Source organism: Arthrobacter sp. K5 (assembly GCF_040448525.1).
GTDB lineage: Bacteria > Actinomycetota > Actinomycetes > Actinomycetales > Micrococcaceae > Arthrobacter > Arthrobacter globiformis.
Genome location: NZ_CP159279.1, coordinates 1,916,924 through 1,939,598, shown reverse-complemented (window position 1 = coordinate 1,939,598; position 22,675 = coordinate 1,916,924). Strand labels below are relative to the sequence as shown.

The window sequence follows — 22,675 nt, the reverse complement described above, 5'->3', positions numbered from 1 at the left end:
ATGGGGGAACAAATGAATAAATCGGTGATGCCGCGGCTCGCCTCTGTCCTGCTGGCCGCCGGACTTATCTCCGGCGGAGTTGCGGCGCCTTCCCAGGCGGCCGAGACGGACAACGCCATCGATACGCAGTCGCGTGACGCCGTGGTGACTGCCTACAAGGACCGCTACCTTCCCGCCCAGGCGGAGGACATCAACTGGACAGGGTCAGTGGCGGGGTGCGATCCGGGGACGCAGTCCGCGAGTTCCCTGGCCAGCGGGACGGCGGCGATCAACTTCTTCCGCGGTCTCTCTGGACTGGACGGCATTGTCCTGACCGCCGAGCAGAATGCCAAGGCGCAGGCCGCGGCACTGATGATGCATGCCCAAGGCCGGCTGGACCACTATCCCACCAGCGACTGGGAGTGTTTCACGCCGCTGGGGCAGGCGGGAGCCGGAACTTCGAACCTGCACTACACCTACCCCAGGATCTCCTCCATTTCCGATGCCATCAGGGGATACATGGACGACTGGGGCGGCAATAATGTGGATGTGGGGCACCGTCGCTGGCTCCTGAACCCGGCAACGACCACCATGGGCATCGGGACCACCAGTATGTACAACGCCATTAATGTCATTGGCGGCGGGACCAGCGCTACCCGCGCTAACCCGGATTTCATCGCCTTCCCGAATGCCGGTTATTTCCCCACCCAGCTGCTGCCGCCGGGGCGCTGGTCGCTGTCGTCCGGCCATGAAGTGGATTTCTCGCGGGCAGGCGTTGTGGTCACGGATGCAGCCGGGACTGACATGAAGGCCACGGCCTACGCTGCGAGTAAGGGCTACGGCCCGAACACTTTGGTGTTCACCGTGCCGCAGCTACAGTTCCCTCGGGGCACTGAGGAAACGAACTACACGGTCAAGGTCACCGGCATGGTGCGTGACGGAATGCCGATCGACTATGCGTACACAGTTAAGCTGATCGACGGCACGGTGACCGGCCCAAGCACACCGGATCCCACACCACCGCAGGTGCGTGAAAACATTGCGGTCACACCGGTCGCACCGACGTTCGGCGGATGGTACTACACGGTCCCGTCCACCCCGGGGGTCCGCTACCTGGTCGGGGGGATAGTCCGCGACCCGGGAACCTACTTTGTGCAGGAAGTCATTACCATTACGGCTGAGGCCAAGTACGGCTATGTCCTGCAGGGGACGACGTCCTGGTCCAAGGACCTCCGGCCGGTTCCCATTATTGAAGTTGAACCGGCTGCGCCCACCTTCGGCGCATCATCGTTCACCATTCCTTCGATCGTCGGGGTCCGGTACACCGTGGAGGGGCAGCCGAAGGCTCCGGGCACCTACCCTGCATCGGGAAGGATCGACGTGTACGCCGAGGCCCTTCCCGGCTATTCCGTTACCGGGAATCTGGCGTGGTCGCACACGTTCGCGCCGCCCGTAACACCCCCGTCGGCCCCTCCCGCGACGCTTCCCTCTGCCCCTCCGGCAGCCCCTTCGATTAAATCCCAGGACAGCGTCCTCGCGATTGACGCCACAGGAAACCTCTGGAACTACGGAAACCTGAAGGCCACCCGGGTGAAGATCGGCACAGGCTGGGGGTCCTTTAGCGATATCCACGTCGCCGACTGGAACCGTGACGGCTACTTCGACATCCTCGGCAAGACCAAGGCCGGGCAGCTGTACCTGTACCGGGCCCTGCGCGGCGGCGGCTTCAGCAAGGAGACCCTGGGCGCGAGCGGCTGGCAGAACTACACCATCGACGTCGGAACCTGGAAAGTGGCCGACAAGTTCCCGTCAATCGTGGCCAAGCACATTGCCACCGGCAAGCTGCTCCACTACGCCAACACTTCCGGGGCAGCGCTCAGGGCGGGTGTGCAGCTCGGAACGGGCTGGCAGAACCTGGACATCAGCCTGTTCGACTGGAACCGGGACGGTGCCATGGACATCGTTGCACGGAACGCCGGTGGCCAGATGATGCTCTACCGGACCAACGGCAAGGGCTCCTTTATTACGGAAAAGCGCCCGGTCATTGGGGCGGGCTGGCAGGGCTTTACCTCCCTGACGGTCGCGCGGGGCCTGGGCGGCATCGGCACCCAGGGGCTGCTGGCACGCACCAAGTCCGGAGCATTGGTGTACTACCAGGCGAACCGGTCCGCCTGGGCTGCCCCGAGGACGCTTAGCGCCAACGGCTGGGCGGCGTACGTCATCGGCAGCCACTGATCAGTTTCCGTGCACTGCCTGCCACCGTTGCGGTACACGCGCTGTCAATTCCGGACCTGCCGCCGGACGTTCTGTTCCGGGGCCACTTTGGCCAGCAGCGTCCGCTCGGCCATCTGCGCCATCTTGCGTGTTGCGGGCGAAAGGTAGGCCGCCTCCCGCTGGATCAGGGCGATGGTGTCGTACAGCGGTTCGGCAAAAGGAACAGCTTTGACGTTTTTCGGGAAGCCCGGACCGTTGACGATGGCCTGGGGGACAAACGTGTCCGCCGCCCCCGTGGCCACAAGGCCCAGCGCCGTATCAACGTGCTCCACTTCAACGTCAGGATCGATCTTCAGGCCCTTGAGGCGGGCGCGTTCCAGGAGCTGCCTGCGCGTGGGATCGCGCCAGCCGGCGAACGCGTCATAAAGCACCAGCTTGGATTCGGCGAGTTCTTCAATGGTCATGGGTCCCATGGACGGGTCGCGCCTGGCCGAAACATAAAAGACCTCGTCCCGGAACAGCGGCCGGACCTTCAGCCCGGTTTCGGCCACCGGAAGGACGATCAGCCCGGCCTCGATCTCGCCCGAGGCCACGGACTCCGCGACCGCCACCGAGTTCAGACCGACCAGCCGCACCTTTACTTTGGGATACCGGCGGTGGAAACGCTGGAGCAGGTCGGCAAGATCGTAATGAGCCCCGTACCGTAGGACGCCAAAGGTGCACACGCCTCCTTCCAGTGACGACATGGACTTCAACGCCTCCACTCCGTTGTCAAAGGACGTCACGGATTGCAGGGCGTGCACCTGCAGTTCCACGGCGGCCGTAGTGGGAATGAGCCGGCGCCCGCCACGGGTGAAGAGGCTGTGGTCGAGCTCCTGTTCAAGCCTGCTGACCAGCTCTGAAACGGACGCCTGGCTTGTTTCCAACTTCCTGGCCGCGGCGGTGAAAGAGCCCAGCTCGTACGCGGCGAGGAAGGCACGGAGCTGGGCAAGGGTCATGCTGCACCCCCGTAAATTCCGCGCGCCCAGGCCTGAGGGAACTCAGAGCGGACGCGGAGGAGCAGGAACGAACGTCTCAGGTGCTCATAGTGAACCACAGGACTACCCTATGGCACATACGGGTTTATCTCCCGTTGTGCGATGAGGGGCCTGCCCGTACCTTTAGCCCATGCATATCTCTGAAAGCGACCTGCGTCACATCCGGGGCACCTTCACCACCCTGAAGAGTCCCGCCGTCGGCGGTGTTGCGGCCCAGCGGTTGCCGGAGGTCATCGAGACGGTCTCCCGGATGCTCGGCGACATCGAAAAAAACGGAATCGACGCCGTCCTCCGCTACTCAGAGCAGCTCGACGGATGGTCCGGAAAGAGCCTCGAGGTGGAACGGGACCGCCTGGCCAAGACCGGCGACTCCCTGTCGCCGGACCTGCGCGAGGCCCTGATGGCCAGTGCCGAGCGGACCCGGCTATTTGCCGTTGAGCAACGCGAGCACCTCACTGATTTTGAAGCCGAGCTCCTCCCGGGTGTCTTCACTGGTCAGAAGTACGTCCCCGTGCCCCGGGTGGGGGCCTACCTGCCCGCCGGCAGGTTCCCCATCCTGGCCAGCGCCTTCATGACAGTCGGGGTTGCCAAGGCAGCCGGTGTGCGCAGTGTGGTGGCGTGCACCCCGCCGACGGGACCGGACAGAGGACACTCCGCGGTGCTGTACGCGGCCTACCTTGCAGGAGTTGACCGGGCATTCACCGTTGGCGGCGTACAGGCCATGGCGGCCATGGCCTTCGGCCTGCTGGGCGAACCCCCGGCCGACATCCTGGTGGGCGCAGGCAACGCCTACGTCACCGAGGCCAAACGGCAGCTGTTCGGGCGCGTGGGTATCGACCTTCTGGCCGGACCCTCCGAAGTGGCGGTCATAGCCGACGAGACCGCCGACCCCGAGCTTGTTGCAGCTGACCTGCTAGGCCAAGCCGAACACGGCCCCCAGTCGCCGGCCTCCCTTGTGACCACCTCCCGGGAGCTGGGCGAAGGCGTCATCAGGCACATCAACCGCCAGCTGCGGACACTGGCCACCCGTGACATCGCCGGGGCCGCGTGGCGGGACTACGGTACCGTCTACCTGGCGGAGAACCGGGCCACCGCCGTCGAAATCATGGACATCTTGGCACCTGAACATTTAGAAGTCCAGACCGCGGACGATTCTTACTACCACGCTAACCTGCAGAACTATGGCTCCATCTTCCTGGGCCCCTGGTCCACTGTGGCGTACTCCGACAAGGGCGCATCCGGCACCAACCACGTGCTCCCCACCGGGGCCGGCGCGCGGTCTTCCGCCGGGCTCTCGGTCTCCAGGTTCCTTAAGCCCCTCACTTTCCAGCGGGTCGAAAAAAGCGCTACCCCGCGCCTGGCCAACTACGTGGCCACGATCTCCGACGACGAAGGGATGGCAGCCCACAAGGCCACCGCCACCCTCCGGCTCGACCGCTTCAACCGGTAGAAACCATCCCTAGCAAAAGGCACTTCACGATGAACACACAAATCACCCGCAGGCGGTTCGCAGCCCTAGTGCCCATGGGCGTAGCAGCCGCCCTGGCCATGACCGCTTGTGGCGGAGGCGGGTCGGGCACCGGGGGCAGCTCCGGCGGCGCTGAACAGAAGACCATCACCATCGCAACGTCCAACGATGCGCCGTTCTCCTTCACGGACCAGGCGACCGGAGAACTCAAGGGCATCGACGGGGACATGATCAAGGCCATCGCTGAGGCCAAAGGCTGGAAGATCAAGGTGTTCACCTCGGAGTTCGCCACGCTGATCGCGGCCCTGAACGCCAAGAAGGCCGACGTCATCGTGGATGCCATGTACATCACGGACGACCGCAAGAAGCAGATCAACTTCACCGATCCCTGGTACACCGAGGGCGAGGCCATGGTGGTGCCCGCGGACTCCAGCTTGAAGTCCCGGGATGATGTGAAAGGCAAGGTGCTCGGCGCCCAGACCGGCACAGTATTCAAGGACCTGGTGGACAGTCTGGGCGGCAGCCAGGTGAAGCTCTTCGACTCCCAGGCAGCACTGCTGGCCGCTGTGGAAAACAAGCAGGTCGATGCGGTCTTCACCGATAGTGCGGTCATCGGCTACAGCCTGGTGCAGAAACCCAACCCCAAACTCAAGCTCGTGGACCCCTACAAGCCGTACTACCCGGGCATCATCGGCGCGGGGGTGCGAAAGGATGATTCCCAGCTGCTGCAGGACCTGAACTCCGGACTTGCAGACCTCAAGAAGACCCCCAAATACCTCGAGATCCTGAAGAAGTACGGCCTCGGAGAAGCCAACGTGACCAAGTAACTCGTAGCATCACGCAGGGCCGGCGGAGATCGCTTCCCGGGGGCTCCCTCGGAACGAAACCCGCCGGTCCGGCCCGACCCTGAATTTGGGACTCCCTCATGGACTTCATCAACAACACCTTCGCCGTCTTCCCGGCCCTACTGGTGGCCGTGCCCGTCGTCGTTCAACTGGCACTCGGCGCCATGGTGCTGGCGCTGGTCCTGGGCCTGCTGATCGCCCTGGCCCGCATCTCCTCCATCAAGATCCTCCGCGCCGTGGCCACCTTCTACCTGGAGGTCATCCGCGGAACTCCGCTTCTGGTGCAGCTGGTCTACATCTTCTTCGTGCTCCCCAGCATCGGCGTCGACATCGAACCCGTACCCGCCGGCATCCTGGGCCTGGGCCTGAACTATGCAGCCTACCTCTCCGAGGTTTTCCGTTCCGCGATCCTCTCGGTGGAACACGGCCAGACTGAAGCCGCTCTCTCCCTCGGCTACACGCCCACGAAGACCCTGTGGAAGGTGGTCATCCCGCAGTCCTTCGTCGTCTCCATGGCACCGATCGGCAATTACTTCATCGCCATGATCAAAGACACCGCCCTTACCTCGGTGATCGCTGTGACGGAGATCCTGAAAACCGCAAACATCCTGAACAGCCAGACCTTCCAGACCACGGCCATTTACACCGCCGCGGCCATTCTCTATCTGATTATCAGCCTCCCACTCTCGCGCATCGTGGTAGTGCTCGAACGAAAGGCCCGGGCCAATGGCTGAGGACACCATCATCGACGTCCGCGATGTCCACAAGACCTTCGTCTCGGAGACGAAAAGGAGCCTGTGGGGACGGCTGACGGGGCGGCCCCACGTGGAAAAAAGGGTGGAAGTGCTCAAGGGAGTGGACCTCGTGGTCCACCGCGGGGAGACCATCGCCATTCTTGGCTCCAGCGGCTCGGGCAAAAGCACTCTGCTGCGCTGCATCAACAAACTCGAAACCATCGAAGCCGGCCGGATCTATGTCAACGGCCACCTCATCGGGTACGAGGAACGCGACGGTGAGCTGATCGCTGAGAAGGCATCCATCACCGCCCAGAAGCGCACCGACATCGGCTTCGTGTTCCAGCACTTCAACCTGTTCCTCAATAAGACAGCGCTGGGCAACGTCATGGCGCCGCTGCGGGACGTGAAGAAACTTTCCGCTTCCGAGGCCCGCGGCATCGCCGTGCCCAACCTGGAAATGGTGGGACTGGGCGACAAGATGGAGAACTATCCCAGCAAGCTTTCCGGCGGCCAGAAACAGCGCGTTGCCATCGCCCGCGCCCTCGCCATGGAACCCAGCGTGATGCTCTTCGACGAGCCCACTTCCGCGTTGGATCCCGAGCTCGTAGGTGAGGTCCTGGCCGTCATCAAGAAAATCGCTCAGCAGGGCACCACCATGGTCATCGTCACCCACGAGATGCAGTTCGCCCGGGAAATAGCGGACCGGATCGTCGTGATGGACCAGGGCGTGATCGTGGAAGAGGGGCCGCCAAGCCGGATCTTCACCGCGCCCCAGCACCCCAAGACACGCGCGCTCCTAAGCCGCTCGGGCATCCTGCCGGAGTAGGTGCCAGGCGATGCTGGACGTCCGGCCAAAGAACCGGCCATGAGGCAGGTGACGTCCCTGGTCCTGATTCAGGGATTGCCACCTGCCTTGGGCGTGCCCGGGGCGGTCTGAGCCTTTGGCCGCCCCCGGCCGCGTCAGGGATCGAGCGGCCAGGTGATGAACTGCGGCAGCCCCGGCACCGATTCCGAGCCGCCCGCAGCAGTGGCGACCCCGGTGTTGGCTGATGACCCCTGCTGGGCTTTGATGAGATCGGTGAGCCACTGGGTCAGCCTACTTGCACACTTGGCGTGCGTGGCGAGATCGGCATGCTGATGAGCATGCCACTGCCGGAAGGAGTCATCCGCTGACGCCACAGTGCGCAGGAACGGGGTCAGTGGACAGCCTTCCAAAGTGCCCGGGTGCGGCGAGCCGAGACGGGCAAACTGCAAGTGATAGGCTAGCGCTCCCAGGGCTGTCTCAATGGTTCCCCGCTGCAGTGGCGGTATAAAGTTCCGGATCCAGCCTGGAACGGCTTCGGCTTGCAAAGGGCGGGCAATGAAGTAGCCCTGACCGTGCGGGGTGCCCAGGATGGTTGCCGCCTCGGTTAGTGCTAGGTCTTCCAGGCCTTCAGCGACGACGTCCCAGCCCATGTCGCGTCCCATCTGGATCAGTGAAGCCAGGAATGTCAGGGTTGAGATGGGGGCTGACCTGAGGTCGCAGAGGACTTCCCGGTCAACTTTGACGGTGCTGAAGGCGAAGGCGGTCAGCCGGCGGAGGCTGCTGTATCCGGAACCGAGGTCATCCAGCACCATCCTCACCCCCAGGCCGTGCAGTTCGTCGAATGTGCGGGCCTGGACAGGGTCGTCGAGGGCCAGGTTTTCGAGCACCTCAAGACTCAGCCGCTGCGGGGCGATGCCGTGGTCCGCCAAAGCGGAGCGCACCCAGCTGACGCAGCCGGGATGGAGCAGGGTGGACGGCGCGAGGTTGACGCTGGCGCTGAGGTGCAGACCGTTCGTGTCCCACTGCCGAAGCTGTTCCAGGACCGCGTCCAGACCCAAGCGGAAGAGCAGGTCTGTTTCTGGGCCCGTAAGCAAGTGTGTGAAGACTTTCGGCTCCAAGCAGGGGCCGTTGTCCAGCTTGATCCTGGCGAGAGCCTCCACCGCGCTAACCGCTCCCGTCCGCAGATCCATGACAGGCTGGTAGAGCATCCGCAGCCCGCCGCCTAAGAGCTTTTCCCGCCACTGCACTTCAGGCGGTGCTTCCAACAGGTCCCGGTATTCGCCGCCGTGTTTCGGTCCGCTGTTGGGTGCCGGGTGTGACCGTGCTGCCTCCACGGGAGTGTCCGGTCCATCGTCCAGATACCACCAGCGGGTGCGAGCGTTCTTGTTCCTCTTGGCCACATACAGGGCACGGTCCGCGCGGCGGAGGGAAGACTCCTCGTTGCTGCGGTGGGCCGGGTGCAGGCTGAGACCCATGCTCATACCCACCCGGACGGCCACGTCTTCCCCCAACAGGAATTCCGGCTCCACCGCCCGGTGCAGGCGCCCGAGGACTGTGACCAGTTCCGCATGCGCGGTTTCCTGTGCCAGTCCGCTGATCACGACGACGAATTCGTCACCGCCCAGCCGGGCCAGGAAATCTGTGGCCCGGAGCTGGGCCTGCAGCCTGGCACCCAGTTCGCGCAGGAGAAGATCACCGGCCGCGTGGCCGTGGGTATCATTGACGATCTTGAAGTCGTCCAGATCGATGACGCCGACGGCGCTGACGGTTCCGGGTGGAGTCGCATCAGTGATTCTACCCAGGTACTGATCGAGTGCCGTGCGGTTCTGCAAGCCGGTTACCGGATCATGCAGGGCCAGAAAGCGGAGGCGGCTCTGGAGTGCTTTCTGGGCTGTCACGTCCCGCTGGACGCTGACAAAATGGGTCACGGTGCCTTGGGCGTTCCTGATGGGGGAGATGGTCAGGGCATTCCAGAATGGAGCACCGTCTTTGCGGTAGTTCAGAATCTCCGCCCGGTACGACTCGCCCCGCTCCAGCGATGACCGCAAGGCGGCAACCGTCAGCGGGTCTGAGCCTGGCCCCTGAAGGAACCGGCAGTTCCGCCCCCGGATCTCGGCCGCCGTGTATCCGGTGATGGCGGTGAACGCCTCGTTGCTATAGACAATGTCCTGGGCGGCGTCCGTGATAAGCGAGCCTTCTGAAACAGCGTTCAGTGCCTGGCTGAGCAACGACTCCGGAAATGAGTCCGGAAAACCTTCTACTCCGCTAGTCAAGCCGTCCCCCACCAGACTGTCCCCCCGAACTGTTTGTTTATCTGACCGTGCCAACGGCAGCGGCTGCTTCGAGCCCCGCCGGGCACTGGCCAGCCCGTTGCCCCCTTAATTCGTCTGCTTTCTCGCACGTCCCCGGCGGGGTTTGGGTATGAGAACACATCCGACGGGACATGACAACCCCGCTGGAATGGGTGCTCCCGCTGGGAATCGTCGGCCAATGGTTGCCTAGTGGCAACGGTCGTACGCGGAGGAGAGAGCGGAGAACGTTCCAATCACTTGTTTCACCTTCAACGCATGCGATGCGGCTCCAGCGGCGGTGGAAACTGAACTGTTGGTCGAGGTTTTCAGGTAGTCGCTCCCTTGTTCTGCCACGAAGTCACCCACAGCTTCCGGACTCGAGAGGTTAGGCGCTAGCGGGAACAGCGATTGGCTTTGAACGATGTCAGATGCTCCCTTGAAGCATTGCTGGTTGGTTTTCACGATTTCACAGGCGTCTGCATAGGCAGGACCCTGCGCGCAAAGTGCTTGGCGAGCAGACAATGCAGCTTGGTAGCTCGCCTGAGACTCGTTGATGCTGCTGGCCGGCGAATATGGGCTTCCGTCACAATTCCCTATGCTCCATATGGATCGACCCGCCACGGTTCCGTGGAAAGACCATGGACTCGCTATAACCGAGCCGCACGCCATAACCGATCCCCCTGCCGGGTATGGTCCTTCCGTCGAGCCCCAGTCAAAGTAGCTGGCATCGACCAGGCAAGCGCCGGTGCCCCACCTACAGGACGAGACGAACGGGCCGGTCCCAGTGAGGTCTCTGGCGCTGCCTCGAAGTTCGGCGCTGCTTGAGCTGTCGGTTGTAACTATCTGAGCCACAGACGCGAAGGAAGCATCAATACTGGCTGAGCTGCCGTCCGAGAGCGTGACTGCTGTCCCACCTGAATTCGTGATTGACGACGAGGAGATGTCGGCGGATGCATTGCCCAGCCGCAACGCTGTATAGACATATTCGATGTTGAGGTGTGTTGCGGTGAGGGAGCCGCCGGTGACGGTGATGCCGGCCCAGTCGTTGGCTGCCGGGGTGCTTGCTGCGCCGTCACCGTTGGTGTCTCCGCCGGTGGTGTCGTCTTTGGCGGTGGTCAGGGTTACCGGGTTTGCCGCGGTTCCGTTGATTGCCAGGGTCCCGGCGACGGTGAGCGTGCCGCCGATGAACTTCACGACCGTGCCGGCCTCGATGTTCAGCACGATTCCGGCAGGGACGCGAAGGCCGGGTGAACTGGTGGTGCTGCCAATGAGGTGGGGCAGTCCCGTGGTGGGTACTGTCCAGTTCTCGATCAGTGCGCCGCTGAGGCGGAAGGCGTTGATCTTGTTGCCGGAGGCGGTGTTTCCGGTGAGGTTTGAGGGTTGCAGTCGCTGGTCCAGGATTTGGTATGGCACGCTGCTGTCGGTCATGGCAGTGACGTTGTTGTTCTTGACGTGGATGGGTGTGGCTCCGGGATCGGTGTTTTCGGAGGTGATGCTGATGGATCCCGAGCGCGTGAGCGTGTTCCCTGTGACCACGATTTCGCTGAGCCGGTTGGAGTAGCCCGAGGAACGGTCAACGTCGATCCCGCCGTAACCGCTGTCGCTCAGGGTCGAGTCCGTGACCGCGAATTTCACGGGGTTTAGCCCGCCGTTGATGCCGAACTGGCTGTACTTCATGTTGAGGTGTGTTGCGGTGAGGGAGCCGCCGGTGAGGGTGATGCCGGCCCAGTCGTTGGCTGCCGGGGTGCTTGCTGCGCCGTCACCGTTGGTGTCTCCGCCGGTGGTGTCGTCTTTGGCGGTGGTCAGGGTTACCGGGTTTGCCGCGGTTCCGTTGATTGCCAGGGTCCCGGCGACGGTGAGCGTGCCGCCGATGAACTTCACGACCGTGCCGGCCTCGATGTTCAGCACGATCCCGGCAGGGACGCGAAGGCCGGGTGAACTGGTGGTGCTGCCAATGAGGTAGGGCAGTCCCGTGGTGGGTACTGTCCAGTTCTCGATCAGTGCGCCGCTGAGGCGGAAGGCGTTGATCTTGTTGCCGGAGGCGGTGTTTCCGGTGAGGTTTGAGGGTTGCAGTCGCTGGTCCAGGATTTGGTATGGCACGCTGCTGTCGGTCATGGCAGTGACGTTGTTGTTCTTGACGTGGATGGGTGTGGCTCCGGGATCGGTGTTTTCGGAGGTGATGCTGATGGATCCCGAGCGCGTGAGCGTGTTCCCTGTGACCACGATTTCGCTGAGCCGGTTGGAGTAGCCCGAGGAACGGTCAACGTCGATCCCGCCGTAACCGCTGTCGCTCAGGGTCGAGTCCGTGACCGCGAATTTCACGGGGTTTAGCCCGCCGTTGATGCCGAACTGGCTGTACCTCATGTTGAGGTGTGTTGCGGTGAGGGAGCCGCCGGTGACGGTGATGCCGGCCCAGTCGTTGGCTGCCGGGGTGCTTGCTGCGCCGTCACCGTTGGTGTCTCCGCCGGTGGTGTCGTCTTTGGCAGCGGTCAGGGTTACCGGGTTTGCCGCGGTTCCGTTGATTGCCAGGGTCCCGGCGACGGTGAGCGTGCCGCCGATGAACTTCACGACCGTGCCGGCCTCGATGTTCAGCACGATCCCGGCAGGGACGCGAAGGCCGGGTGAACTGGTGGTGCTGCCAATGAGGTAGGGCAGTCCCGTGGTGGGTACTGTCCAGTTCTCGATCAGTGCGCCGCTGAGGCGGAAGGCGTTGATCTTGTTGCCGGAGGCGGTGTTTCCGGTGAGGTTTGAGGGTTGCAGTCGCTGGTCCAGGATTTGGTATGGCACGCTGCTGTCGGTCATGGCAGTGACGTTGTTGTTCTTGACGTGGATGGGCGTGGCTCCGGGATCGGTGTTTTCGGAGGTGATGCTGATGGATCCCGAGCGCGTGAGCGTGTTCCCTGTGACCACGATTTCGCTGAGCCGGTTGGAGTAGCCCGAGGAACGGTCAACGTCGATCCCGCCGTAACCGCTGTCGCTCAGGGTCGAGTCCGTGACCGCGAATTTCACGGGGTTTAGCCCGCCGTTGATGCCGAACTGGCTGTACCTCATGTTGAGGTGTGTTGCGGTGAGGGAGCCGCCGGTGAGGGTGATGCCGGCCCAGTCGTTGGCTGCCGGGGTGCTTGCTGCGCCGTCACCGTTGGTGTCTCCGCCGGTGGTGTCGTCTTTGGCAGCGGTCAGGGTTACCGGGTTTGCCGCGGTTCCGTTGATTGCCAGGGTCCCGGCGACGGTGAGCGTGCCGCCGATGAACTTCACGACCGTGCCGGCCTCGATGTTCAGCACGATCCCGGCAGGGACGCGAAGGGGTCCATCGACGATATACACGCGGGGACTGGACCAGGAGGTGTCGGAGACTATGGTCCCACTAACGCGGAGCGCTTCAGGGACTGGCGGTGGAGAGACTGTCGTTGTGCTCGCTGAGGTGCTCGTTGTAGAGGTGTAACCGGGCTTGGACCCTGTGACAGCTACGGAAATTGCCTTTCCCGCATCTTCGGGTAGAGGTACGTAACTAGCCGCCACGGCGTCCGCTATCGCCAACCCGTCTACCTTCCATTGGTATGTCAGATCGACCGGGGCCGGCTGCCAGTCGCCTGGGGTCGCAGTGAGCCTCTGGCCCACCTGAGGAGTGCCGGTGATGGCGGGAATGGACGCGGACAGTGATCCGGGCAGAACGGCAACCGGATTGGCAGACGTTCGCGTAAGGGTGGTGTATCCGTTTTTGGATCCTGATACTTGGACGGACAACCGGTATGCAAGGTCGGCCGCAGCCGGGCTGAAGGATGTCGTCGTGGCGCCGGGGATGGCCAGGCCGTTGCGGAGCCACTGGTACTTGAGAGTCACAGGCGGGGGACCCCAAGTGCCCGGCAGGGCTGTCAGTTTCGACCCGACCCGGACTGTTCCCGATATTGAGGGTACGGGTGCGCTTAAGGTTCCTGCCGCTATGGCGACGGTGGCTTTGCTGGTCCGGGCTGCTGTCATGTATCCGGCTTTGGACCCGGTCACCTTCACTGCGAGGAATTTCCCCATGTCCGAAGGAGTGCCGGTGTACGTCGAGGCCGTGGCGCCGAGGATGGCCAGACCGTTGCGGAGCCACTGGTACTTGAGAGTCACAGGCGGGGGACCCCAAGTGCCCGGCAGGGCTGTCAGTTTCGACCCGACCCGGACTGCTCCCGATATTGAGGGTACGGGTGCGCTTAAGGTTCCTGCCGCTATGGCGACGGTGGCTTTGCTGGTCCGGGCTGCTGTCACGTATCCGGCTTTGGACCCGGTCACCTTCACTGCGAGGAATTTCCCCATGTCCGAAGGAGTGCCGGTGTACGTCGAGGCCGTGGCGCCGGGGATGGCCAGGCCGTTGCGGAGCCACTGGTACTTGAGTGTCACAGGCGAGGGACCCCATGCGCCCGGCAGGGCTGTCAGTTTCGACCCGACCTTGGCTATCCCGGATATGACCGGGATTCGTACCGACAGAAGACCAGCCGCAGAAGCAACAGGCGGGCTAACCAGCCCAGTCAACAAAGCTACCGCGACAAGAACGCACACAACCCTACGCAAATGGCCTCTGCCAGTGCCCATTATTCCCCCATGACTCGTACCCGCAGAAGCGCGCTGGCCGTAATCTACGTCCTCCGTTCAGTGGATGTCCACCGAGGCCCGGTGCGCGGTCACTGTGTGACACATCAAGGACGTCGGCCGGATTGGTTCGACGCCATACCGGTGATCGGAGTTGCCATGTTCTGAGGAGAGCGGAATCCTAAATTCGGCATATTCAACAACGTAGTCATGGCCGTCCGTTCCATGCCTCAAAAGGGCCGCACTGAGGGTTGTTGGAAGTTACTAAACTCGCTGGAGATTCGCATTGACGAGAGCGGAGAGACCCTCTACGCTCGGCATAGCGGATTCGAGCCGCGTTTGTATCTGGGGGGAATCCGCCACTCGTTTGGCAGTTTATATGAACCGTTCGTTTCCGTGGGAAGGTATTTACATGCTCGCTCTTACTGATCATGCAATTGCGGCGCAGGTCTCTGCGCAAAATGCAGTTGCCCGGGCAGTGAACTCTGCACTCGACAAATCCAGCGAATTTCGCTGGGTCTGGCTTGTCCTGATTGGCATTCTGGTCATCGCGGCTGCCGTGGCCTGGATTTACTGCCGGAATTCCGGCTACCGGGGCTTCACGGGCCACATCGAGGCCGTGAAGGGTCCGTGGGGCATTAAAATCGGCGTCAAGCTCGGCTGCTACTAGGCTGACCACTACTGACGACTGCTAAGGATTAGCCGATGGAAGACTTGCCTGACCCGCTGGCCGTAGCCGGCTTGACGAAAGACTATGGAAGCCGGCGCGGTGTTCAGGACCTAGATTTCAAGGTTCGCCCCGGGGAAGTGACCGGGCTTCTTGGCCCCAACGGGTCAGGCAAGTCGACCACCATCCACTGCATTACAGGTTTCATTCAACCGACGTCCGGCGCCGTTAGTATCTGCGGACTTGCCCAGGACTCAGTAGAGGCAAAGGACCGATTTGGGTTCTTCCCCGATGATCTGCCGGTGCCCGAAGCACTAACCGCACATGAACTTATGGCGTTTCATCGCCGGTTGCGGCCGCTGTTCCATAACGAGACAGCCTCCGGGCTGGCCGAACTCCTTGGCTTGGGCCCGCATTTGGATAAGTACGTGGGTGACTACTCCCATGGGATGAAGCGGAAGCTTCAGCTGGTGCTGGCGCTGGCTCACCGGCCGGACCTGCTGATTCTGGACGAGCCCATGCGGGGATTGGATCCGGAAGCCGGTCTCCTCATGAACTCCCTGCTAAAAACCTTCACGCGGGAAGGCGGTGCCATCCTGATCGCGACGCATGATCTGCATGCGGCTGAGCGCTCCTGTGATTCCGTTGTAATTCTAGCCGAGGGGAAGAAGGTCGCCTCGGGGCGGCCAGAGGAACTCATTCGGGAAAGTGGTACTAAGTCTCTGGAGGAATTGTTTGTCCATGCAACGGGGCTGCACTTGGCCATGAAGGGGAAAGAAGAGCAATTGCAGCGCCTGCTCGCATACTGAGTTCTGCACCTGTCGAATCTAATAAGTGAAAGTGATCATCAGATGAAGTTTATAAAGGCACTCGGCGTCGGGGTAGTAGTTTCAGTGGTTGCACTTGTTGCCATTTTTATTGCGACTTTCGTGACTAATGGCAGCTTTTCCATACCAGCCTTTATATCAGTTGAGTCCACCACCAACGCCTCCGGAGCGCCGGAAACGAGCATGTTCTTCAACCCGCTCGGCCCGCTGGCTCTGGCACTGGCCGCCGCCGCGGTTGTCTGGCTGGCCTCAAGGACCAAGCGGACAAGCCCGCAGCAATGAGCCAGGCGGCCATCCGTCAGCGGGTCCATCCGCTGGCAGTCACTGCCGCTGTGCACCGCATCACTTGGCGTATCTGGTTCAATGACGTGGCCCGCTCCCTAGGATCCCGGGCGAAGGCTAGAACACTGATACTTGCGATACTTGCAGCAATCGCCGCGTGGACCGTCTGGTCCAGCCTCGAGCTCGGCAAACAGCTGGGCCTCGACCCGGAGACGGGGCGTGAAATTGCTGCTCCGGTGGCAAGCGTCATGTTTGCGATGCCGGCGCTGGCCACTCTTATGGCCGTTCTTTACGCACCGGACCGGACCCTCCTGTCGGAGATGCTTTCGGTCCTCCCGGTAAAGGAGTCGCACGTCCGGGGCGCCACCCGGTGGCTCACAGTAGCGGTGGGTTTCTGCGGGGGTCTGGTGGTTTCGGCCCCCCTCGCGCTGCAGTTCGTGTTCACCGGCAGCTTCAGCGTGGCGCTTGCGGGGGTTGGCTACGCGTTATTTGCCGCCTTGCTCGGTTGCCTCACTACTCAGCTGCTTACCGAGCTGATGCAGGTAGGTGCCGCCCGTTTTTTGGGACGGAGCGGAGTGATGGCGCAGGGAATTGGCGGACTGATCACCGCGGCACTGTTGCTGTACGCCTTCATGAGCTCCATGCCCATTAACGGCAGCGATGGCAAAGGTGTCCTTTTGCCGTTGGGTGACGTTCTGGCGTGGTTCCTGGGTGGCCAGATTCCGGCGTGGTGGGTTTTGTGCCTCGTGGGCGGCGCCCTTCCTGTCCTCCTTATAGCGTTGGATGCCCTGGAAGCTGTGCCCCGAAAGGAATCCGCGCCATGGCGCCCCCGCTTGGGGCGGCCTCCGGCGTCGTCATCCAATAGTCCGACTTTCATGCTCCTGGAACTGCGCCAGTGGCTCCGATACCCTCCGAACGCCGTCCTTCTGCTTTTCATCAATGGTCTTTGTGCAGCGGCAGTTGTCGCGGTGGCGCTTACGGGAGGCGACGAGCTGGGTGTGTTCTATGTGGCGCTAGGCGTTGCCAGTGCCGTGGGAATTGGGTGCTACGGACCCACGCGTCGTCATCACTGGCTCTATCGTGTGACCGGGAGCCCGACTGCGTGGATCGGACCAAAGTTCCGTGCCGTGCTGATGATTTGGGCGGTCATGATGGCGGTTTACGGGACGGCTTTCATGCTGGTTTCCGGTGCTGGGCCGGTTGAGATTCTCTTGGCCCTTCCCATGTTGTTTGTGGAGCTTTGCGCCAGCTGCGCCCTGGGGCTGCTGCTTCCGGTGAGCAGGGACCAGTCCATTGGCGGGGCCGTCTCAGAGGCTGTGGCCGTTGTTGGCCTGCTGGGTCTGACGTTTGGTTTGCAGTCGATGCTGGCAGCTTCCGCGAACCTCCTCACAAGCCTGGCGATTCAGCTTGCGATGATGGGGGCCGCCTTTGGCTGGTACCTGCTCACGGCGAAGTGGCTGGCCCTGCACCGCACGGAAATGGCCAGCGCTTGACCACAGCGGAAGCCACTTCGCAGGAGCCTGCAGGGGATACCACCGCGGGGCGCGGGCGGTCTTGGCGTCGCGGTAGCTGGGCCATAGGAAACGGCGCGATTGGAGCTGTACTTTCCGTTGTGCGTGCGACGGCGATGCCCGGAGCAATCATGGCGGCGTTGTTCTTCGGTGCGGGCGGCGGAGCCGGGCTGGCGACGGGGTTCTACGCAGAACCCCTCTTGGCCGCCGCGCTAGGATTCTCCACCTGCCTCTGCTCACTGGTGGTCCATGAGTCCGCACATTTGGTTGCCCTGCGCCTCCTTCTTCGGAACGGGGCCGCCGGGCGGGCCAATTATTCGCTCGCCAACGTCTGGATCACGGGGCCCAGGATGGGTGGGATGCAGAATATCGCCACCGCGGCGGCCGGTCCGTTATTCGGGGCAGCGTGCTGCTGGCTGTTCATGCTGGCGGGCATACCTGACTGGATAGGGCTGCCCCTGGCGGCTGTGCACCTGGCCAATTTGATCCCGCCGTTTCCTGACGGCCGAATGCTACTCCTGGGCTTCGGCCAACTGATCCTCGGCCGGGGAACCGTTCCGGAGCAGCGGCCCCCGGGCTACACTCGAACCTAAGCGCGGCGGGGGCCGCGCCTCATATCTGCGTCCCGGCACCAGTGGCTGAGGGGCGCCGCACAGGATGGTCTCGATGTCTCTTACGCGCCGAACACGTTTCTCTGCTGCCATCATGTCCGCCGGCATCGTCGGCCTGGTGGCATCGGCCCTCATAGTGCCTGCCGCGTCGGCGGCCGACGGCGACCCCCACCTGCCGTCCATCCCGCGCCGGCCGTCCGTGGCCACGCCCACCACTGACCAGTTCATCGTTAAGTTCAAGGACCCCGCCCGGTCCGGCTCCGCGCTCCGCGCCCAGTCCTTCGGCCGCGCCGCCGCAAAGCTCGGCGCCACCGCCACCGACCTGCGCGCCACCGCCAGCGGCGCCCGAGTGATCCGTACCAGCAAGGAACTGGGCGACGGCGACGCCAAGAAGATGCTCGCCTCGCTGCGCGCCGACCCCGCCGTGGCCTACGCCGAGCCGGACGTGAAGCTGCAGGCCAAGTTCGCGGACCCGGACGACGAGTTCTTCCCCTTCCAGTGGAACCTCTCCGCGGAAACCGGCGGCATCCGCGCCACCCGAGCCTGGGACGTCACCCAGGGCTCCGGCCAGGTGGTGGCCGTCATCGATACGGGCAAAACCAGCCATGCCGACCTGGACGCGAACATGCTCCCCGGCTACGACATGATCGCCAACCAAGACGACGCCCGTGACGGCGACGGCCGCGACGCCGACGCCACCGACGAGGGCGACTGGTCCAGCGCCGGTCAGTGCGTCGACGGGGCCGCGGAGATGTCGTCATCCTGGCACGGCACGCACGTGGCAGGCATCATCGCCGCCGTCATGAACAACAACGGTGAAGGCATCGCCGGCGTCGCGCCGAAGGCCAAGGTCCTGCCCGTCCGCGTGCTCGGTCCCTGCGGCGGACAGCTCTCGGACATCGCGGACGCCATCGTCTGGGCTTCCGGAGCCCCCGTGGACGGAGTGCCGGCCAACCCGAACCCGGCCCGGGTGATCAACCTGAGCCTCGGCGGCACGGACCCCACTGACCCCACCTGCCCGCAGACCTTCCAGACCGCCATCGACACCGCCACCGCCCGCGGTTCGGTTGTTGTCGCGGCGGCCGGCAACGAGATGGCGCAGGCCTCCACCTCCAGCCCGGCCAACTGCCGGAACGTCATCGCCGTCGCCGCCAGCGGCCGCACCGGTGAGCTGGCGCCGTACTCCAACTTCGGATCCGCCGTCGACATCACCGCCCCGGGCGGCGACATGACGCCCACCAACGCGACCCAGCCGGCCAGCGGCGTCATGAACGGCATCCTTTCCACCCTGAACGACGGCCCCCAGACTTTCGGCACGGAAGCCTATTTCTTCGCCGAAGGCACCTCCGCCGCTGCACCGCACGTGTCCGGCGCAGCTGCGCTGCTCATGGCCGAGATGGGCCCGACGGCGACACCGGCCGCCGTCGAAGAGCGCCTCAAGCGGACCGCACGGCCCATGACCGGCGGCTGCCCGCAGGGCTGCGGCGCCGGCCGGCTGGACGCGGCCAGCGCGGTGCTGCACTTCAGCACGGTCCTCGCAGCGGGCGACTTCAACGGCGACGGCAAAGCCGATGTCCTGGCCCGGGAGAACTCCGGCTTCCTGTGGCTCTACCCGGGCAACGGCAGCGGCGGCTGGCTTGCGCGGAAGCAGGTGGGCTCGGGCTGGAACGGCTTCACCTCACTCGTTGCCCCCGGCGACTTCAACGGCGACCGGCGCGCGGACGTCCTGGCCCGCGACACCACCGGCGGCATGTGGCTGTACCCCGGCAACGGCAGCGGCGGCTGGCTTGCGCGGGTCAAGGTGGGCTCGGGCTGGAACGTGTTCAGCGCCGTCACCGGTGCCGGCGACTTCAACCTCGACGGTAAAGCCGACGTCCTGGCCCGCGACACCACCGGCGCCCTCTGGCTCTACCCCGGCAACGGCCGCGGCGGCTGGCTCGCCCGGACCAAGGTGGGCTCGGGCTGGAACTCCATGACCGCCATCGTCGGCCCTGGGGACGTCACGGGCGACCGTAAGGCCGACCTCCTGGCGCGCGACGCCGCCGGTGTCCTGTGGCGCTACCCCAACAACGGCCGCGGCGGCTTCGGCGCCAAGGTCCAGGTGGGCTCCGGCTGGAACTCGATGACCACCATCACCGGCCGCGGCGACTACAGCGGCGACGCCAGGACGGATGTCCTGGCCGTGGACACCAACGGCGCGCTCTGGCTGTACCGGGGCAACGGCCTGGGCGGATTCTCCGGCCGGACCGCAGCCGGCAGCGGCTGGGGATAAACCCTCCACCCAGCGCGAACGAACACTTAAGCCCCACCCGCGTCACCCACTGAGCGCGAACGCACACTTAAGCCCCAGCGCGAACGCACACTTAAGCCCCACCTGCGTCACCCACTGAGCGCGAACGCACACTTAAGCCCCACTCGCAGCGCGAACGTACAGTTGTGGCACCCTCGTGTTTGCCGAAAAGCTCGCCGGCCCACGGAAATGAAAAGGGAGTAGATTAGCACTGGCAGATGCCCATTCTGCCGAACATTCAGATTATCTATTTCAGAATGTGGAAGTTGGGAAGTGAGGATTCGGTGTCTCACACAATTCCCCCCGGTGCCAGTGCCCGGCTGTACAACGAAGACCTCGCGCCGGCCGAGAACCGTACGTGGGGTTTCTATTCGCTCTTTGCGATGTGGATGTCCGACATCCATTCGCTCGGCGGATACACCTTCGCGGCCGGCCTTTTCGCCTTGGGCCTCGGGGCCTGGCAGGTTTTCCTCGCCCTGGTAGTGGGGATCATTCTGGTCTTTTTCCTGATGAATTTCTCCGGCTACGCAGGCCAGAAGACCGGCGTCCCCTACCCGGTCCTCGCGCGGGTCTCGTTCGGAACGTTCGGAGCCAACCTGCCGGCCCTGATCCGCGCGCTCGTGGCCATCGCCTGGTACGGCATCCAGACCTGGCTCGCCTCCCGCGCCGTCATCATCATCGCCCTGAAGATCTGGCCCGAACTGAAGGGGCTGACGGAAAACAACTTCCTCGGTGAATCCACCCTCGGCTGGCTAGCCTTCCTGCTGATGTGGGCGCTTCAGCTTCTGCTGCTCCGCAACGGCATGGAGACGATCAGGAGATTCCAGGACTGGGCCGGCCCGGCCGTCTGGGCAGTGATGGGCCTTCTGGTCATCTACATCCTGATCAACGCGGGCTGGAACGTGTCCCTGGACCTGCCGGGAGGAGTTGCGCAATGGGGCACCGTGCATGCCTTCTTTGCCGCCGTCGCGCTGACCGTGACCTACTTCTCCACCCTGATGCTTAACTTCTGCGACTTCTCCCGCTTCGCCCCATCCCGCAAGGCGGTGCGCACGGCGAACCTGTGGGGGCTGCCGGTGAACTTCATTGCCTTCTCCGTGGTCTCCGTCGTGGTGACAGCCGGCACATTCAAGGTCTACGGCGAGCACATCTACGACCCCGTGGAGATTGTGGGGCGGATCGACAGCATCTGGGCCCTTCTGCTCGGCGCGGTGACTTTCGCTGTCGCGACGCTGGGAATCAACGTCGTCGCGAACTTCGTCTCACCGGCCTACGACCTGGCGAACGTCTGGCCCTCGAGGATCGACTTCAGGCGCGGCGGCCTGATCGCCGCAATGATCGCCCTGGTGATTACACCCTGGAACCTGTTTAACAGTCCCGTGGTGATCAACCTCTTCCTCGGCGGGCTCGGTGCGCTGCTCGGTCCACTGTTCGGAATCATCATGGTGGACTACTACGTGCTCCGCAGGCAGCATGTGCTGGTGCCGGACCTCTTCATTGAGCAGGGCTATTACACGTACACGGGCGGCTGGAACCGCAAAGCCGACATCTCGTTCGTCGTCTCGGCCGCGCCTGCAGTGGTGGTGGCGCTTGTCCCGGTCTTTGCCGCTCTCTCGGCCTTCTCGTGGTTCATCGGAGCCATCCTTGCGGCCGCGGTGCACTACGTTATCTCGCGCAATGACACGACCCTCGCCGCGTCAGTCAGGGCAGCAACCGAGGCGGAAGCCGAACCAGATGCCTCGCTACAGGTTCGGCCGGGCCGGAAGGCCTGACTCCCGTCACCGCCCAGGAGGGCCGGCAGGCGTCCGCTCTCGGCTCGATGCTCTGGCCGCCGACCCGGTGTCAATCAAGACAGCGGAATTCGCCCAGCGTGCCAGCGTCCGTGCCCGCGTCCGTGCCGGTTCCGGCACCGGTCTCAGGAAGCGCAGGATCGCTCAGCGACACTGATCCCTCCAGAGCGTCAACCAAGGTGTCAGCCGCCCCGCAAGCAGAGCCGACAATTTGTTCCGCGGACCCCTGTTGTTCCGCGGACCCCTGGCGAACGGGCGCAGGCGCCGTCTTGGGAGCAACAGGCACCGGTACGACCCGTTTCGGGGTGCCTGCTGCCGGCCGTGTTTTTGCTGCGGCTCCAGCGGCCTTCTTCTTGGCTGCGGCTTTTTTCTCAGCTGCAGCCAAGAAGAAGGCCGCGGCGGCTGCTGCTTTTTCCGCTGCTGCCGCGTTGGCTGCCGTAGCCTTTGCGGCTGCCGCGGCTTTTTCGGCTGACTTTGCTCTGGCCGCTGCGGCCGGCTTGGTCTTTGCGGTTGGCCCAGCTTTGGCTGCGCCGGCCGGATTGGTCTTTGCTTTCCGGGCGGCCTCGGCCGCGTTCCACTGGGATATCCCGATTTCCGGCCGGCTGGTGGAGCCATCCCCGCTGCCGGAGCCTGTCAGGCGTGCGGGTTCTGAGGACGCGACTGGGGCGGGGGACCCCGCCGCGCATGCCGAGGAGGCAAGCAGTACCGAGAGCGTGACGGCGGACAGCAGATATTTCCTGCGCATGAGAACT

Annotated in this window: 16 protein-coding genes; 12 read left to right on the top strand and 4 right to left on the bottom strand. The window is 63.7% G+C overall.

The annotated features are described in order from the left end of the window. Positions 1–12 precede the first annotated feature (12 nt). The gene (locus tag ABRP34_RS08690) at positions 13–2,214 is read left to right on the top strand and encodes a CAP domain-containing protein (RefSeq protein WP_353712903.1); all 2,202 of its coding nucleotides are present in this window, start codon (positions 13–15) and stop codon (positions 2,212–2,214) included. Positions 2,215–2,258: 44 nt separating this feature from the next. Here ABRP34_RS08690 and ABRP34_RS08685 read toward each other — a convergent pair whose 3' ends face one another. Next, complete coding sequence (locus ABRP34_RS08685; protein WP_353712902.1) at positions 2,259–3,191, bottom strand: LysR family transcriptional regulator; 933 nt, start codon at positions 3,189–3,191, stop codon at positions 2,259–2,261. Between the two features lie 169 nt (positions 3,192–3,360). On the opposite strand from ABRP34_RS08685, the gene hisD reads away from it, so the two are divergent. The 4 genes from hisD (at position 3,361) to ABRP34_RS08665 (ending at position 7,106) form a co-directional block, all read left to right on the top strand. Further along, entirely contained in the window at positions 3,361–4,680 is a 1,320-nt protein-coding gene (hisD, locus tag ABRP34_RS08680; protein WP_353712901.1) for a histidinol dehydrogenase, read from the top strand. A gap of 29 nt (positions 4,681–4,709) precedes the next feature. Beyond that, positions 4,710–5,525, top strand: a complete 816-nt coding sequence (locus tag ABRP34_RS08675; protein ID WP_353712900.1) for a transporter substrate-binding domain-containing protein — start codon at positions 4,710–4,712, stop codon at positions 5,523–5,525. Between the two features lie 98 nt (positions 5,526–5,623). Then, positions 5,624–6,277 (top strand): amino acid ABC transporter permease, encoded by a 654-nt coding sequence (locus tag ABRP34_RS08670; RefSeq protein WP_353712899.1) that lies wholly within the window; start codon positions 5,624–5,626, stop codon positions 6,275–6,277. Further along, positions 6,270–7,106, top strand: a complete 837-nt coding sequence (locus tag ABRP34_RS08665) for an amino acid ABC transporter ATP-binding protein (RefSeq protein WP_353712898.1) — start codon at positions 6,270–6,272, stop codon at positions 7,104–7,106. Before ABRP34_RS08670 ends, ABRP34_RS08665 begins: the two co-directional genes overlap by 8 nt. Before the next feature lie 134 nt (positions 7,107–7,240). Here the strand turns inward: ABRP34_RS08665 and ABRP34_RS08660 are convergent, their stop codons facing one another. Together ABRP34_RS08660 and ABRP34_RS08655 are read right to left on the bottom strand one after the other, a co-directional pair. Continuing rightward, the gene (locus ABRP34_RS08660) at positions 7,241–9,358 is read right to left on the bottom strand and encodes an EAL domain-containing protein (protein WP_353712897.1); all 2,118 of its coding nucleotides are present in this window, start codon (positions 9,356–9,358) and stop codon (positions 7,241–7,243) included. Positions 9,359–9,583: 225 nt separating this feature from the next. Continuing rightward, positions 9,584–12,700, bottom strand: coding sequence for a hypothetical protein (locus tag ABRP34_RS08655; protein ID WP_353712896.1), 3,117 nt, complete (start codon positions 12,698–12,700; stop codon positions 9,584–9,586). A 1,624-nt stretch (positions 12,701–14,324) separates the two neighbouring features. Between ABRP34_RS08655 and ABRP34_RS08650 the strand changes: the two genes are divergently transcribed. The 7 genes from ABRP34_RS08650 (at position 14,325) to ABRP34_RS08620 (ending at position 21,905) form a co-directional block, all read left to right on the top strand. Then, the gene (locus ABRP34_RS08650) at positions 14,325–14,615 is read left to right on the top strand and encodes a hypothetical protein (protein ID WP_353712895.1); all 291 of its coding nucleotides are present in this window, start codon (positions 14,325–14,327) and stop codon (positions 14,613–14,615) included. Positions 14,616–14,650: 35 nt separating this feature from the next. Further along, a complete protein-coding gene (locus ABRP34_RS08645; RefSeq protein WP_353712894.1) occupies positions 14,651–15,421 on the top strand; it encodes an ABC transporter ATP-binding protein in 771 nt (256 codons plus the stop codon). A 42-nt stretch (positions 15,422–15,463) separates the two neighbouring features. After that, positions 15,464–15,721, top strand: a complete 258-nt coding sequence (locus ABRP34_RS08640) for a hypothetical protein (RefSeq protein ID WP_353712893.1) — start codon at positions 15,464–15,466, stop codon at positions 15,719–15,721. Beyond that, on the top strand, positions 15,718–17,214 hold the full coding sequence (locus tag ABRP34_RS08635; RefSeq protein WP_353712892.1) for a hypothetical protein: 1,497 nt from the start codon (positions 15,718–15,720) through the stop codon (positions 17,212–17,214). Before ABRP34_RS08640 ends, ABRP34_RS08635 begins: the two co-directional genes overlap by 4 nt. A gap of 149 nt (positions 17,215–17,363) precedes the next feature. Further along, a complete protein-coding gene (locus tag ABRP34_RS08630) occupies positions 17,364–17,825 on the top strand; it encodes a hypothetical protein (RefSeq protein ID WP_353712891.1) in 462 nt (153 codons plus the stop codon). Positions 17,826–17,898: 73 nt separating this feature from the next. Beyond that, positions 17,899–20,115: a S8 family serine peptidase gene (locus tag ABRP34_RS08625; RefSeq protein ID WP_353712890.1), complete on the top strand. Its 2,217-nt coding sequence runs from the start codon at positions 17,899–17,901 to the stop codon at positions 20,113–20,115. Between the two features lie 302 nt (positions 20,116–20,417). Then, complete coding sequence (locus ABRP34_RS08620) at positions 20,418–21,905, top strand: NCS1 family nucleobase:cation symporter-1 (RefSeq protein WP_353712889.1); 1,488 nt, start codon at positions 20,418–20,420, stop codon at positions 21,903–21,905. A gap of 70 nt (positions 21,906–21,975) precedes the next feature. On the opposite strand, the gene ABRP34_RS08615 is transcribed toward ABRP34_RS08620, so the two are convergent. Further along, positions 21,976–22,668 (bottom strand): hypothetical protein, encoded by a 693-nt coding sequence (locus ABRP34_RS08615; protein WP_353712888.1) that lies wholly within the window; start codon positions 22,666–22,668, stop codon positions 21,976–21,978. Between the last annotated feature and the right edge of the window lie 7 nt (positions 22,669–22,675).

Coding starts and splice junctions, on each gene's coding strand:
- ABRP34_RS08690 (WP_353712903.1), top strand. CDS start 13: ATGAATAAATCGGTGATGCCGCGGCTCGCCTCTGTCCTGCTGGCCGCC.
- ABRP34_RS08685 (WP_353712902.1), bottom strand. CDS start 3,191: ATGACCCTTGCCCAGCTCCGTGCCTTCCTCGCCGCGTACGAGCTGGGC.
- hisD (WP_353712901.1), top strand. CDS start 3,361: ATGCATATCTCTGAAAGCGACCTGCGTCACATCCGGGGCACCTTCACC.
- ABRP34_RS08675 (WP_353712900.1), top strand. CDS start 4,710: ATGAACACACAAATCACCCGCAGGCGGTTCGCAGCCCTAGTGCCCATG.
- ABRP34_RS08670 (WP_353712899.1), top strand. CDS start 5,624: ATGGACTTCATCAACAACACCTTCGCCGTCTTCCCGGCCCTACTGGTG.
- ABRP34_RS08665 (WP_353712898.1), top strand. CDS start 6,270: ATGGCTGAGGACACCATCATCGACGTCCGCGATGTCCACAAGACCTTC.
- ABRP34_RS08650 (WP_353712895.1), top strand. CDS start 14,325: ATGAACCGTTCGTTTCCGTGGGAAGGTATTTACATGCTCGCTCTTACT.
- ABRP34_RS08645 (WP_353712894.1), top strand. CDS start 14,651: ATGGAAGACTTGCCTGACCCGCTGGCCGTAGCCGGCTTGACGAAAGAC.
- ABRP34_RS08640 (WP_353712893.1), top strand. CDS start 15,464: ATGAAGTTTATAAAGGCACTCGGCGTCGGGGTAGTAGTTTCAGTGGTT.
- ABRP34_RS08635 (WP_353712892.1), top strand. CDS start 15,718: ATGAGCCAGGCGGCCATCCGTCAGCGGGTCCATCCGCTGGCAGTCACT.
- ABRP34_RS08630 (WP_353712891.1), top strand. CDS start 17,364: ATGGCGGCGTTGTTCTTCGGTGCGGGCGGCGGAGCCGGGCTGGCGACG.
- ABRP34_RS08625 (WP_353712890.1), top strand. CDS start 17,899: ATGTCTCTTACGCGCCGAACACGTTTCTCTGCTGCCATCATGTCCGCC.
- ABRP34_RS08615 (WP_353712888.1), bottom strand. CDS start 22,668: ATGCGCAGGAAATATCTGCTGTCCGCCGTCACGCTCTCGGTACTGCTT.